At 55.2% G+C, this 14,181-nt stretch carries 7 protein-coding genes, 2 tRNA genes and 3 rRNA genes; 9 read left to right on the top strand and 3 right to left on the bottom strand.

Annotation, left to right across the window (positions count from 1 at the left end):
* The first annotated feature begins 1 nt into the window (after nt 1).
* Nucleotides 2-460, top strand: coding sequence for a bactofilin family protein (locus J2887_RS18270; protein WP_227172556.1), 459 nt, complete (start codon nt 2-4; stop codon nt 458-460).
* A gap of 125 nt (nt 461-585) precedes the next feature.
* Complete coding sequence (gene erpA, locus J2887_RS18265; RefSeq protein ID WP_227176168.1) at nt 586-918, top strand: iron-sulfur cluster insertion protein ErpA; 333 nt, start codon at nt 586-588, stop codon at nt 916-918.
* Between the two features lie 75 nt (nt 919-993).
* On the opposite strand, the gene J2887_RS18260 is transcribed toward erpA, so the two are convergent.
* Both J2887_RS18260 and J2887_RS18255 read right to left on the bottom strand, forming a co-directional pair.
* The gene (locus J2887_RS18260; RefSeq protein WP_227172555.1) at nt 994-2,091 is read right to left on the bottom strand and encodes an anhydro-N-acetylmuramic acid kinase; all 1,098 of its coding nucleotides are present in this window, start codon (nt 2,089-2,091) and stop codon (nt 994-996) included.
* Between the two features lie 3 nt (nt 2,092-2,094).
* Entirely contained in the window at nt 2,095-3,480 is a 1,386-nt protein-coding gene (locus tag J2887_RS18255) for a peptidoglycan DD-metalloendopeptidase family protein (protein WP_227172554.1), read from the bottom strand.
* A 462-nt stretch (nt 3,481-3,942) separates the two neighbouring features.
* On the opposite strand from J2887_RS18255, the gene tyrS reads away from it, so the two are divergent.
* From tyrS to rrf, 6 genes are all read left to right on the top strand, one after another.
* Nucleotides 3,943-5,145, top strand: coding sequence for a tyrosine--tRNA ligase (tyrS, locus tag J2887_RS18250; RefSeq protein WP_227172553.1), 1,203 nt, complete (start codon nt 3,943-3,945; stop codon nt 5,143-5,145).
* 490 nt (nt 5,146-5,635) lie between these two features.
* A 16S ribosomal RNA gene (locus J2887_RS18245) occupies nt 5,636-7,175 on the top strand.
* Nucleotides 7,176-7,425: 250 nt separating this feature from the next.
* Nucleotides 7,426-7,502, top strand: a tRNA-Ile gene (locus tag J2887_RS18240).
* Between the two features lie 133 nt (nt 7,503-7,635).
* Nucleotides 7,636-7,711: transfer RNA gene (locus tag J2887_RS18235), tRNA-Ala, on the top strand.
* 296 nt (nt 7,712-8,007) lie between these two features.
* A 23S ribosomal RNA gene (locus J2887_RS18230) occupies nt 8,008-10,897 on the top strand.
* Between the two features lie 77 nt (nt 10,898-10,974).
* A 5S ribosomal RNA gene (rrf, locus tag J2887_RS18225) occupies nt 10,975-11,090 on the top strand.
* Together the 16S, 23S and 5S rRNA genes with 2 tRNA genes alongside form the textbook arrangement of a ribosomal RNA operon.
* 259 nt (nt 11,091-11,349) lie before the next feature.
* On the opposite strand, the gene J2887_RS18220 is transcribed toward rrf, so the two are convergent.
* Entirely contained in the window at nt 11,350-12,249 is a 900-nt protein-coding gene (locus J2887_RS18220; RefSeq protein WP_227172552.1) for a hypothetical protein, read from the bottom strand.
* Between the two features lie 370 nt (nt 12,250-12,619).
* Here J2887_RS18220 and J2887_RS18215 point away from each other — a divergent pair, with 370 nt between their 5' ends.
* Nucleotides 12,620-13,792: a DUF6160 family protein gene (locus J2887_RS18215; RefSeq protein WP_227172551.1), complete on the top strand. Its 1,173-nt coding sequence runs from the start codon at nt 12,620-12,622 to the stop codon at nt 13,790-13,792.
* Nucleotides 13,793-14,181 lie beyond the last annotated feature (389 nt).

The following is a 14,181-nucleotide window of genomic DNA, read 5'->3' as shown; positions in this document are numbered from 1 at the left end:
CATGCTAGGAAAGAAAAAACAGCAGCCACGTCGGCCCGCCGCAGGGCAGTTCGATACGCTGATTTCCGCCAAGACGGCGATCGAAGGCAACCTGAAGTTTTCCGGTGGTCTGCACGTTGATGGCAAGGTGCGCGGCAAGATTTCGGCCGAAGAGGGTGGTTCTGCCGTGCTCCGGGTTTCCGAAGTCGGTGAAGTCGACGGCGACATTGTGGCCCCTCACGTCATCATCAATGGCACCGTGCATGGGGATGTGTATGCCTCGGAGCATCTGGAGCTGGCGGCGAAGGCCTCAATCAACGGCAACGTGTACTACAACCTGATTGAGATGGCGATGGGGGCGACGGTGAACGGTAACTTGGTGAACCAGCGTGAACCGGTCGGCCTGCTGGGACAGCAAAACCGTGCTGAGGATTCGTCAGCGGTCAGTGAAGACGACGATGCCCGCGCCGATGTGGAATAATTGACTGCTTTGGTCGGGAATACGATAATTGGGCCTGGCATTCTGGCTGGGCCAGTTTGGTCAGCCGCCCCAACCCATCCCTGACTCGTGTATCGGAGGCGAACTTGAGTGTAGTGCAGGAACAAATGCCGACACCGCTGTTCTTCAGTGACAATGCCGTTGCCAAGGTGCGGGAGTTGGTTGAAGAGGAAGAGAACTCGGATCTGAAACTCCGGGTCTTCGTGACCGGTGGTGGCTGCTCTGGCTTCCAGTACGGTTTCTCATTTGATGAGAACCAGGAGGAAGACGATACCGTCATCGAGCGTGGTGGCATGGTGCTGCTGGTGGACCCGATGAGTTACCAGTACTTGGTCGGCGCGACGGTGGACTACCAGGAGGGGCTGCAGGGCTCCCAGTTTGTGGTACAGAACCCCAACGCCAGCTCCACCTGCGGCTGCGGTTCGTCCTTCTCGATCTGATACCCGGCGGAGCGGTTCTCTGGACGGCTCCGTTGTTCCCCTTTTCCCCACTGCGTTTCATCGACAAGACCCTTCTCAGGGGTAGTAAACCGCACCCAGCAGTCTTGGTCCCTTGGCACCGGTGACTTCCGGCAGGTTGCCTGGCAACCGGTTAATGGTCTGGCGGGCGAGCCAGGCGAATGCTGTCGCCTCTACCCACTGCGGGTCCAGCCCCAGTTCCTCCGTTGAACAGACTTTGAAGGGGGTGCAGGCCCGGCGAAGTTCCTGCAGCAGCACCCGATTGCGAACACCCCCGCCACAGACGTAAATTTTCAGGTCGGGGCATTCCGGCAACTGTTTGGTAATAGAGATGACCGTCAACTCCAGCAGGGTGCGCTGGACATCGACTGCCTCGATGCCCGGATGGCGGGTCAGGGCGGTGCGAATCCAGTCGAGATTGAACTTCTCCTTGCCGGTGCTCTTGGGCGCTGGAAGGGCGAAGTAGGCATCTGACAGTAAGTCGCTCAACAGCGCCTGATGCACGCGACCTTCGGCCGCCCAGTGGCCATCGGCGTCGTAGGGCTTGCCAAGCTGGTCCTGGCACCAGGCATCCATCAGGGCATTGCCCGGGCCGGTATCGAACCCCAGAACCCGTGGCTCCCGTGGGGACAGGCTGCTGATGTTGGCTATGCCACCAATGTTGACGATGCAGCGCTGTTGGCTGGGGTGGCCGAAAAACGACTGATGGAAGGCTGGCACCAGAGGCGCGCCCTCGCCACCGGCGGCCATGTCCCGGCGGCGGAAATCCGCCACCGTGGCGATGCCGGTGTGCTCGGCAATCAGGTTTGGGTCGCCCAATTGCATGGAGAAAGGGGCTTCCCCGCGGGGCTGATGGCGAATGGTCTGGCCATGGCTGCCAATGGCGACCACATCCAGCCCGCGGGCATTGGGATGCCGTAACACGCCGGCGGCGGTTTCCGCGAACAGTCGGCCCACCTGATGGTCGAGGTGGCCGACATCATCCGGCGTGCCCTGGTTCTGACTGACCCGCTGCAGGTGGCGACGTAGGTCATCCGGGTAGGGCAGGGTGTGGGTGGCGTGAAGTTTGATCCGGTCAGCGCTGAACGACACCAGCGCGGCGTCAATGCCGTCCATGCTGGTGCCGGACATCAGGCCAACGTAGGCCGGCCCCATGGCTTACTCGCCCCGGGCCAGGGTCATGCCAGACGTGCTCTGGAAGGTATCGAGCTGGGCCAGCAGCCCCTGCGTGGCGGCGGAGAAGCGTTGACGCTCGTCGCCGGGGATGGGCTCGGCATCGGGCAGCGGCACGGTCACCGGATTGCGGGGCGCGCCGTTAACCCGGAACTCGTAGTGCAGATGCGGGCCGGTAGCCAGGCCAGAGGAGCCGACATAACCGATCACCTGACCCTGGGTCACTCGCTGTCCGGAGCGGATACCGCGGGCAAAGCCACGCATGTGAGCGTACAGGGTGGTGATGTTGTTGCCGTGCTGAAGTACCACCGCATTGCCGAAGCCGCCCTTGCGACCGGCGTGGATCACCTTGCCGTCGCCTGCCGCCTTGATCGGCGTGCCCGGGCTGGCGGCGTAGTCGGTGCCTTTATGGGCACGGATGCGATGCAGCACCGGATGACGGCGGGACAGGTTGAAATGTGAGGATATGCGGGCGAAGTCCACCGGTGTCCGCAGGAAGGCTTTACGCATGCTGCGGCCTTCGGGGGTGTAGTAGGCGCTGACACCGTCTTCGTCGGTATAGAGTACCGCCTTGAACTCGCGATCCTGGTTGTTGAAGCTGGCCGCCAGGATGCGACCGTTGTCGATTTTCTCACCGTCTAGGAACAGCTCCTCGTACACCACGCTGAAGCGGTCGCCCTTACGGATGTCGAGGACAAAATCAATGTCCCAGCCGAAGATGCCCGCCAGTTCCATGGTGAGTTTGTCGGTCAGGCCGGCAGACTGGCCGGCACCAAACAGCGAGCTGTCGATCTCGGCTTCGGCATAGGTAATGCGGGCCTCAGGCTCGCGCACCACTTTCTCACCCACGAAGCCGTCGTCGGTAAGGTCGATCTGCAGGGTCTCCAGACGGCTGCGCTCGAGCTGGATCTGTACCAGGTCGCCGTCGTCGTTGCTGGCGAAGCCGATGGTTTCTCCGGCGTAAAGATGTTGCAGCGCGACCGCCTCGCCCTCACCGTGAATCACCGACAGCATTAGGCCGTCGTTATAGCCGGCCTTCTTGAACAGACTGGAGAGGGTGTCGCCGCTGCGGATGTCGAAGCGGGACCAGGTCAGTTGTGGCTCCGCCGGTACATCAACCGCGGTGGCTGTGGCTTCGGTGGGCGCGATTGCAGACAGCGCTGCCGGCACCGACTGAGCATTGGCACTGGCGGCGGCGTTGTCAGTTGCCGCCGGTTGCATGGGGGTGGCCTTGCCGGATTCGATATCCAGGGCAACGGACATCCGTTTGGCCTCAACGTCGGAGCTGGGGCTCAGGACCATCGCAGTAGTGACCACCGCGGTGATGACGACCGCGGCAGCGAGATGGGTTTTGGGAAACTTGTTCAGCACGGGGTAAACCTTTGGTCGTTGACGGGCGGGGTGTTCACCGCTTTCGTTATCAGGCGCAATGTGATGAGATAAATGCGCAATTCAGCAGCCTACTGTGGATCGGAATAGAGCGGACCCGATCAGTCGGAGTTAGCAATAGGCTGGTGGATTGGGCAGTGAGAACATCAGCTTGTACTACCTAATTAAAGTTTTCACGCAAGTATAGTTCAACAGATTACCGTAGAAAAACCGTCCCGGATAGCGTCAGGCCTGGCCTCCGCCGGGTGTCGGGCGCGGATTTTCCTCTCCCCCGTTGCTATAATGGCCGCTTTTATTTGGCGACCGTCCAGATGATAGGTGCTTGGACGGCTGGTTAAACTTTGTTCAGGTGGCACTGTAGCAAGGGTCGCGGTAAGCCGCAGCTTTGTTTTGTTGAACTCTGTAACCTTCCATTTCCATTTTTTGTGTTGGGGATATCTGTTCATGGCATCGATCGACGACGCGCTGGCTCTCATTAAACGAGGCGTGGACGAACTGCTCCCGGAAGAGGAGCTGATCACTAAGCTTAAAGAAGGGCGGCCTTTGCGCATCAAGGCCGGGTTTGATCCCACTGCGCCGGATCTGCACCTGGGGCACACGGTGCTGATCAACAAGCTGCGGCAGTTCCAGGACCTGGGGCATGAAGTGATCTTCCTGATTGGTGACTTCACCGGCATGATCGGTGATCCCAGTGGCAAGAGCGCGACCCGTCCGCCGCTGACGGAAGAGCAGGTGGCGGCCAATGCCATTACCTATAAAGAGCAGGTGTTCAAAATTCTCGACCCGGAGAAAACCCGGGTAGCGTTCAACTCCGAGTGGATGAGCAAGCTGACGGCGGCGGACATGATTCGGCTGGCGGGTCAGTACACCGTCGCCCGGATGCTGGAGCGTGATGATTTCAGCAAGCGTTACGAGGCTGAGCAGTCCATCGCGATTCACGAATTCCTCTACCCGTTGATTCAGGGTTACGACTCAGTGGCGCTGGAAGCGGATGTTGAGCTCGGTGGTACCGACCAGAAGTTCAACCTGCTGATGGGGCGGGTGCTGCAGAAAGCACACCATCAGCCGGCCCAGGTGATCCTGACCATGCCCATCCTGGAAGGTTTGGATGGGGTTCAGAAAATGTCGAAGTCGCTGGGCAACTACATCGGTGTCAACGACTCCCCGGGTGAAATGTACACCAAGCTGCTGTCCATTCCCGATCAGCTGCTGTGGCGCTACTTTGAGCTGCTGAGTTTCCGCCCGATGGAAGAAGTGGCGGAGTACCGCGAAGCGGTCGCCGCAGGTGCTAATCCTCAGGACTACAAGAAGATACTGGCGGAAGAGATCATTACCCGCTTCCATGATGAAGAGGCAGCGGCGACGGCGCACAAGTCCGCAGGCAACCGGGTTGCCCTGGGTGAGATTCCGGAGAACGTCCCGACGGTCGAAGTATCCCTGGACGGCCAGGACGCTCTGCCGGTGGCGGCGGTTCTGCGTCTGGCGGGACTGGTCAAGAACGGTGCGGCGGCCCGCGATGTGTTGGGGCGTGGCGCGGTGTACATTAATGGCGAGCAATTGGAAGGCGGCAAGGACTTTGTGCTGGGCGAGGACTGCGTGATCCAGGCAGGCAAGAAGAAGATTGCCCGGGTTCTGGTCAAGGACTGAACGGAAAACAAGGTTTTTGAGATTTCTTCAAAAACCTTGTTGACGGCCACCGAGAAGTCTGTAGAATGCGCATCTCTTTCGAGGGGCAAGCCGGTCAGGCGGGCTCGGAATCGAAAGGCAACCGTTTGGTTTTTTTGAAGTTTTCGGTTTTGAGAGATCTTCAAATAAGCGGTTGACAAGGTGGTTCAACGCTGTAAAATGCGCGCCACCTTGATGAGGTAGCCGGGAGGTTTCGGCGGTTTCGAAAAGCTTCGAAAGCCACTGAAAATAAACGGTTGACAAGCTCGCGGTTCACTGTAGAATACGCGGCCTTGATCGGGCAACGGCCCAACGCTCTTTAAAAAGTTAACTAAGTAATTCGTGTGGGCGCTGGCTGAGGTATTTCGGATACGAAATATCGAGACAGTGACCTGTCAGAACCCTCTTTGAGGGTGATGAATTTGAGTTTTGTCTTGAGCAAAAATTAGATGCTTCGGCATCTGCTTGATTTAAACTGAAGAGTTTGATCATGGCTCAGATTGAACGCTGGCGGCAGGCTTAACACATGCAAGTCGAGCGGTAACAGGGGTAGCTTGCTACCCGCTGACGAGCGGCGGACGGGTGAGTAATGCTTAGGAATCTGCCTAGTAGTGGGGGATAGCCCGGGGAAACCCGGATTAATACCGCATACGTCCTACGGGAGAAAGCAGGGGATCTTCGGACCTTGCGCTATTAGATGAGCCTAAGTCGGATTAGCTAGTTGGTGGGGTAAGAGCCTACCAAGGCGACGATCCGTAGCTGGTCTGAGAGGATGATCAGCCACATCGGGACTGAGACACGGCCCGAACTCCTACGGGAGGCAGCAGTGGGGAATATTGGACAATGGGGGCAACCCTGATCCAGCCATGCCGCGTGTGTGAAGAAGGCTTTCGGGTTGTAAAGCACTTTCAGCGAGGAAGAACGCCTAGCGGTTAATACCCGCTAGGAAAGACATCACTCGCAGAAGAAGCACCGGCTAACTCCGTGCCAGCAGCCGCGGTAATACGGAGGGTGCAAGCGTTAATCGGAATTACTGGGCGTAAAGCGCGCGTAGGTGGTTTGTTAAGCGAGATGTGAAAGCCCCGGGCTTAACCTGGGAACGGCATTTCGAACTGGCAAGCTAGAGTGTGGTAGAGGGTAGTGGAATTTCCTGTGTAGCGGTGAAATGCGTAGATATAGGAAGGAACACCAGTGGCGAAGGCGGCTACCTGGACCAACACTGACACTGAGGTGCGAAAGCGTGGGGAGCAAACAGGATTAGATACCCTGGTAGTCCACGCCGTAAACGATGTCTACTAGCCGTTGGGACTCTTGAAGTCTTAGTGGCGCAGCTAACGCACTAAGTAGACCGCCTGGGGAGTACGGCCGCAAGGTTAAAACTCAAATGAATTGACGGGGGCCCGCACAAGCGGTGGAGCATGTGGTTTAATTCGACGCAACGCGAAGAACCTTACCTGGCCTTGACATCCTGCGAACTTTCTAGAGATAGATTGGTGCCTTCGGGAACGCAGTGACAGGTGCTGCATGGCCGTCGTCAGCTCGTGTCGTGAGATGTTGGGTTAAGTCCCGTAACGAGCGCAACCCCTATCCCTAGTTGCTAGCAGTTCGGCTGAGAACTCTAGGGAGACTGCCGGTGACAAACCGGAGGAAGGTGGGGATGACGTCAGGTCATCATGGCCCTTACGGCCAGGGCTACACACGTGCTACAATGGTGCGTACAGAGGGCTGCAAACCCGCGAGGGGGAGCTAATCTCACAAAACGCATCGTAGTCCGGATCGGAGTCTGCAACTCGACTCCGTGAAGTCGGAATCGCTAGTAATCGCGAATCAGAATGTCGCGGTGAATACGTTCCCGGGCCTTGTACACACCGCCCGTCACACCATGGGAGTGGATTGCACCAGAAGTGGTTAGTCTAACCTTCGGGAGGACGATCACCACGGTGTGGTTCATGACTGGGGTGAAGTCGTAACAAGGTAGCCGTAGGGGAACCTGCGGCTGGATCACCTCCTTAAACGAAACCGAAGCCTCGGTCAGAGTCCACACGAATTACTTGGTTAACTTGCGAAGAGAGCAATAGGGTCTTTCAGACCCGTTCCCTGTGATCGCTTGCTGAAAAGTAAGTGGGAAGCAGAGAATTAGCGCTAAAGGTTGTGACAGCTGACAAGGCGCAGGCTGAGAGAGTGAGGGAGCGTACTGAAGTACGTGACCGAGCGAACGAAGACTGCAACGCAGCTCAGGTGGCACAAGATTTAGTGATAATTGGGTCTGTAGCTCAGGTGGTTAGAGCGCACCCCTGATAAGGGTGAGGTCGGTGGTTCAAGTCCACCCAGACCCACCAAAATCGCTCAGCTCGTCGTTGCTTCAAAGCTCACGTGCTACTCGCACGCTACGCTTTAAAGCGCCTAGATCTGAACGATTTTCCGAGTGCGGCGTCAGCATTATCGAAGTCCGCTTGGTGTGTGGTTCGATATGGGGCTATAGCTCAGCTGGGAGAGCGCCTGCCTTGCACGCAGGAGGTCGGCAGTTCGATCCTGCCTAGCTCCACCATAACCTACTGACTTGTGTCAGTGTGCAGAAACAAGTGTTTCACTTTGATGAAATCCTTCTTTCTGATCACTGGGTCAGAATTGCTCTTTAACAATTCGGATGAGAAAGCAATATCGAGACGTATTGATCCAATTTATCTCCAGGATCAATACGCTCAAAGTGATAGCGATTTCAAGCGTTATCCGGTGTTGTCGTTGAAGTGGTTGTTCTATCGCTTCAAGGAAACTGTCTCGTTCTGTCCTCTGCTGGTCCGCCAACAGATCGATAGCACGAACACAGTTGTCTTGGGGTTATATAGTCAAGCAACTAAGCGCATACGGTGGATGCCTTGGCAGTCAGAGGCGATGAAAGACGTGGAAGCCTGCGATAAGGTTCGGGGAGCTGGCAAACGAGCTGTGATCCGGACATCTCTGAATGGGGAAACCCACCGACTTTCGGGTCGGTATCTTACACTGAATCCATAGGTGTAAGAGGCGAACCGGGGGAACTGAAACATCTAAGTACCCCGAGGAAAAGAAATCAACCGAGATTCCCTAAGTAGCGGCGAGCGAACGGGGACCAGCCCTTAAGCTGGACGACTGGTAGGAGAAGGCCCTGGAAAGAGCCGCCATAGTGGGTGATAGCCCCGTATCCGAAACCTGAGTTCAGTGAAATCGAGTAGGACGGGACACGTGATATCCTGTCTGAACATGGGGGGACCATCCTCCAAGGCTAAATACTCCTGACTGACCGATAGTGAACCAGTACCGTGAGGGAAAGGCGAAAAGAACCCCTGTGAGGGGAGTGAAATAGACCCTGAAACCGTATGCGTACAAGCAGTCGGAGCAGACTTGTTCTGTGACGGCGTACCTTTTGTATAATGGGTCAGCGACTTAATTTCAGTAGCAAGGTTAACCGTCTAGGGGAGCCGTAGGGAAACCGAGTCTTAATAGGGCGTATAGTTGCTGGGATTAGACCCGAAACCGGGCGATCTATCCATGAGCAGGTTGAAGGTGCCGTAACAGGCACTGGAGGACCGAACCCACTGTCGTTGAAAAGCCAGGGGATGACTTGTGGATCGGAGTGAAAGGCTAATCAAGCCCGGAGATAGCTGGTTCTCCCCGAAAGCTATTTAGGTAGCGCCTCGGACGAATACCACTGGGGGTAGAGCACTGTTTGGGCTAGGGGGTCATCCCGACTTACCAACCCCATGCAAACTCCGAATACCAGTGAGTACTATCCGGGAGACACACGGCGGGTGCTAACGTCCGTCGTGAAGAGGGAAACAACCCAGACCGCCAGCTAAGGTCCCCAAGTACCAGTTAAGTGGGAAACGATGTGGGAAGGCTCAGACAGCTAGGAGGTTGGCTTAGAAGCAGCCACCCTTTAAAGAAAGCGTAATAGCTCACTAGTCGAGTCGGCCTGCGCGGAAGATGTAACGGGGCTCAAACTGGTCACCGAAGCTGCGGCTGCATACTTTGTATGCGGGGTAGGGGAGCGTTCTGTAAGCCTGCGAAGGTGTGTTGAGAAGCATGCTGGAGGTATCAGAAGTGCGAATGCTGACATGAGTAACGACAATGGGGGTGAAAAACCCCCACGCCGGAAGACCAAGGGTTCCTGCGCAACGCTAATCGGCGCAGGGTGAGTCGGCCCCTAAGGCGAGACCGAAAGGTGTAGTCGATGGGAAACGGGTTAATATTCCCGTACCTTGGATCACTGCGATGGAGAGACGGAGAAGGCTAGGTGAGCCGGGCGACGGTTGTCCCGGTTTAAGCAAGTAGGAAGAGGACTTAGGCAAATCCGGGTCCTCAATTCCGAGATGCGACGACGAGTTCCCTAGGGAATGAAGTCATTGATGCCATGCTTCCAGGAAAATCTTCTAAGCTTCAGGTGATTCGAGACCGTACCCCAAACCGACACAGGTGGTCAGGTAGAGAATACCAAGGCGCTTGAGAGAACTCGGGTAAAGGAACTAGGCAAAATGGTGCCGTAACTTCGGGAGAAGGCACGCTGGTTGTATGTGAAACCCCTGCGGGTGGAGCAGAAGCCAGTCGAAGATACCAGGCCCCTGCGACTGTTTATTAAAAACACAGCACTCTGCAAACACGAAAGTGGACGTATAGGGTGTGACGCCTGCCCGGTGCCGGAAGGTTAATTGATGGGGTTAGCACTCGTGCGAAGCTCTTGATCGAAGCCCCGGTAAACGGCGGCCGTAACTATAACGGTCCTAAGGTAGCGAAATTCCTTGTCGGGTAAGTTCCGACCTGCACGAATGGCGTAACGATGGGGGCGCTGTCTCTACCCGAGACTCAGTGAAATTGAAATCGCCGTGAAGATGCGGTGTATCCGCGGCTAGACGGAAAGACCCCGTGAACCTTTACTATAGCTTCACAGTGAACTTTGAGCATGCTTGTGTAGGATAGCTGGGAGGCTTTGAAACCAGGACGCCAGTTCTGGTGGAGCCAACCTTGAAATACCAGCCTGGCATGTTTGAGGTTCTAACTTGGTCCCCTTATCGGGGATGAGGACACTGTGTGGTGGGTAGTTTGACTGGGGCGGTCTCCTCCCAAAGCGTAACGGAGGAGCACAAAGGTGGGCTAAGCATGGTCGGACATCATGCGGTTAGTGTAATGGCACAAGCCCGCTTAACTGCGAGACAGACACGTCGAGCAGGTGCGAAAGCAGGTCATAGTGATCCGGTGGTTCTGTATGGAAGGGCCATCGCTCAACGGATAAAAGGTACTCCGGGGATAACAGGCTGATACCGCCCAAGAGTTCACATCGACGGCGGTGTTTGGCACCTCGATGTCGGCTCATCACATCCTGGGGCTGAAGCCGGTCCCAAGGGTATGGCTGTTCGCCATTTAAAGTGGTACGCGAGCTGGGTTTAGAACGTCGTGAGACAGTTCGGTCCCTATCTGCCGTGGACGTTGGAGATTTGAGGAAAGCTGCTCCTAGTACGAGAGGACCGGAGTGGACGAACCTCTGGTGTTCGGGTTGTTTCGCCAGAAGCATTGCCCGGTAGCTATGTTCGGACAGGATAACCGCTGAAAGCATCTAAGCGGGAAGCCCCTTCCAAGATGAGATCTCCCCGAGGCCTCGAGCCTCCTAAAGAGCCGTTCAAGACCAGGACGTTGATAGGCTGGATGTGTAAGCGCTGCGAGGCGTTGAGCTAACCAGTACTAATTGCTCGTGCGGCTTGACTATATAACACCCAAGACAATTGCGGATAACCTGAAATCAATATCTCGCTTTCTCATCCTTCCCAGTGATCAACCTTTTTGTCTGACGACCATAGCGGTCTGGAACCACCTGATCCCATCCCGAACTCAGAAGTGAAACAGACCTGCGCCGATGGTAGTGTGGCACTTGCCCATGCGAGAGTAGGTCATCGTCAGGCTCTTAATACCGAAAACCCCAGCATCTTCGATGTTGGGGTTTTTTTATTGCCTGAAAAAAATCCATCGATATAACGCCATCAAGGTCAATGCGGCCTTGGCCATAACCCTTAAACGCTGGGAGCGAAGCAATTGAGTCTTCGGCCTTATTTACTTAGCGCCAAAGAAAAAGCCCTCAATCTCTGCCTGACTGAGGGCATTCCGGTTCGTAGAGAATGATGCTGACAGGTTTACACGTCAGTTTCTTGGCATAATCGGCGTCTATATTTCATTGCCACAGATATCCACCGTACCGCTCGGGTAAGCTAGAGTGAAGTCGCCGGCATTGGTTTTGTGGTCAATTGTTAACATTGCATCTGATTGACTACCGGGACCAAAGACATTTGTAAAAGAAAAGAACATGCCAGTTGTCGTATCGATTTCTTGCAGAGGGTGAATGTTTGTCAAATCTCCCTCATTCGTTGGTGGAATGTAGCCATAATCCCCAAAAGCATCAGTGACTACGCCAACTCTACGAGTAATCTGATTATAGTACAGCCCGACCGTTACACTATTCCCTGTGATTCCACTAAGGGAGTCATCCAAGAAACTCCCTCGGGTTTTGTCGAGGTAGTTTCTAAAGCTTGCGCCAACGGCTATCGTGGCTGTTGGTTCCTCTGCCAAGCGGGCTATAAGAATAGAGTATTGGGCTACGATCTCTTCAATAGCATTATCTCCACTGCCAGCGACCTTTCTGGCACTGAAATTTATCCAAGGAGTTAGGCTTAAATTATTCGGCATGTCGTTAAAGCCAGTGATCGTTGCTTCAAATGCGATGATTTCAGCTCCGTTTAGAGGAATTGGGCCCGTACTACTTGGGTCTGGAGGGCTCAATGCGCTAAGTGGCACGGCAATACTTCCATAAATGCCTTCGGTTGCTGGAGCCAATACACCGGTAGTTAATACCCCTTCAATATAAGCAAAAACATCGAATGGTTGGTTGTATTGAATTGCGCCGCCGTCAACCATTACGTAGGGACACAGTGCGCCTGGAATGCTGCCAGCTGTCGCGTGGGCAGAGTTGGGGGAAGACAGCATCGATGACATCGGCGGAAACTCTGTGGGTTGGGCACTCAACAACGCCGGGCAAAGCATCAGGGTACCGAGGGTTATTCGTTTCATCGGGTTATATCCTTATCGTTATCAGTCCACTTGCCCCATCGAGCCTAACAGACACTATTTTTCAGAAATGCCAACGGGTTCTCTCTGATCTTGCATTGGCCTGAACGGCCCCACTCTCTCCTCTAACGGCAACAAACTGAAACCTTGTATGGCCCGAGTTGACACGGCGTTGTGACGGTGTCTCAGGCAATGTGAGGAAGCTGTCACAAATCACCTGATCCGGGCAGCGCGTATTGTTTGGGCTCCCATTGCCCGAACACGCTGACCAACAGAGAAAAAAATAACAATACCAGGCCGGTCGACCAGAGACGCTCATTGCCAAACGACAAAGACAATAGCTATGCCGAAGGCGTGGACAGGCGAGGGAACGATGAACCGATCAATTTCACTTTTTGGCGGCCTGCTGGCCGGGATGCCCCTGTTGGCATCAGCGCAACTCCAGGCCATTTCGGATGAGGCCATGTCGGAAGTCACCGGACAGGCGTTTGTGTCTATCGATCGTCAGTATCACCCCGATGCCCAGAAGAACGTCGCTTATACCCGTGTGAATCTGGGACTGGATCTCGACGTCCAGCTAGAGGCGGATGTGCTGGAGCTAGGTCGCTATGAGCGCAATGGAGAGGAGGCGGGCACGTCCGATGTGCTGATAAACGACTTCGCGCTGGGCTATATCAACAACCAGGCCTACTTCGACAGAAACCCTGACGCACCTCGACAGCGTAAGGCGGATGGCTCTGCCTATAGCGAGGGCGAGATTGTTCCATTCTCAATCAGCAACCCATTCTTTGAGTTCGCTTTCGACGAGGGAACCGACGAAGTCGTCGGCGTGCGTCTTGGCTTCGGTGAGGCACAGGGAATTCTTTCCGGAAATATTCAAAACCTGACCGGTGACGTGAATGTCAACATCCAGGCTACTGGCGCGGATCTGGATGACGCTGATTCAAACGGAAATTGGGTCGACCAAGTTATCAAATTATTGGGGCCCATTATCCTTCGTCAGAATGCACTGCGAAGCAAGGCAAAGTTGGTTTATGGGCCAGATCATCCCCAGATTGGCGAACTCGATCCGGTGCGTGCGACACATGCAGGTGTGCCCAATGGTGAACGCTTCATTGTTGAAGATGTGCCGTTTTTGATTCGACTTGCACTTGGCGCGATCGGTGGCGGCGCGAGTTCAGAGATTGAAATCATTGGTGATCAAGTTCACATCATCGCTTCTGACTGCAAGGTGATAGGTATTGAGGCCTGCTTCCCACTGACTAACTTTGAAAGCCTGGCCATTGGTCAGATTGAGGAAGTGAATGGAGAGCGTCGCGTTGTTGCTCCGGAATCCGGGCTGTTCCTGTCATTTCAGACCCAGCAGCTTGAATGGCTGAAAGATGTCTCTAAATCCAATCCGACCGTGGATGATTTTATCCGTACAGGAACCGGAGGATTCTTCAACATTCCTTCAGGGGCCGTGGAGTTCAGTCTCGGTGAGGCATTGGGCGGGATCGATCGCTATCGGACCGAGTACATCGATCGAGGCCGGGGCCTTTTCTAGGGAGGCGAACAACCAGGGCAGCGCTGAAAAGTTGTCGTCGCAGGATGCCGTCGGATCGGATGCATCCAGTTGGCGATAGCCTCCGAAAGCCTTCGCGAAGATGTGCTGACCGGTCTCCGGGTTGATTCTTCCGACGAGGAAAGGCGAGGTCCGATATGCTCCTCCCTGCTTGCCCGCAGAAACCTGAGGTATTGCCTGGCCCCAAGTGACAAACCTTTGTCACTTTTGGTCGGGCAATGTAAAAGACTGTCATAAATTGCCTGATCTATGACGACGCGCACAGCCTTGGGCGCATAATGCCCATAAAATCTGGTCAAGAACTGGGCAAAAACAATAGTAAACCAGTCGACCAGAGACACTCACTGCCAAACGACAATGACAATAACCAC

Origin of the sequence: Marinobacter sp. CA1 (assembly GCF_020546665.1) — a bacterium.
In the GTDB taxonomy this organism is placed as follows: domain Bacteria; phylum Pseudomonadota; class Gammaproteobacteria; order Pseudomonadales; family Oleiphilaceae; genus Marinobacter; species Marinobacter xestospongiae.
The sequence above is the reverse complement of the archived record's forward strand: the minus strand, read 5'-3'. Positions and strand labels throughout refer to the sequence as shown.

Coding starts and splice junctions, on each gene's coding strand:
- J2887_RS18270 (WP_227172556.1), top strand. CDS start 2: ATGCTAGGAAAGAAAAAACAGCAGCCACGTCGGCCCGCCGCAGGGCAG.
- erpA (WP_227176168.1), top strand. CDS start 586: ATGCCGACACCGCTGTTCTTCAGTGACAATGCCGTTGCCAAGGTGCGG.
- J2887_RS18260 (WP_227172555.1), bottom strand. CDS start 2,091: ATGGGGCCGGCCTACGTTGGCCTGATGTCCGGCACCAGCATGGACGGC.
- tyrS (WP_227172553.1), top strand. CDS start 3,943: ATGGCATCGATCGACGACGCGCTGGCTCTCATTAAACGAGGCGTGGAC.
- J2887_RS18220 (WP_227172552.1), bottom strand. CDS start 12,249: ATGAAACGAATAACCCTCGGTACCCTGATGCTTTGCCCGGCGTTGTTG.
- J2887_RS18215 (WP_227172551.1), top strand. CDS start 12,620: ATGAACCGATCAATTTCACTTTTTGGCGGCCTGCTGGCCGGGATGCCC.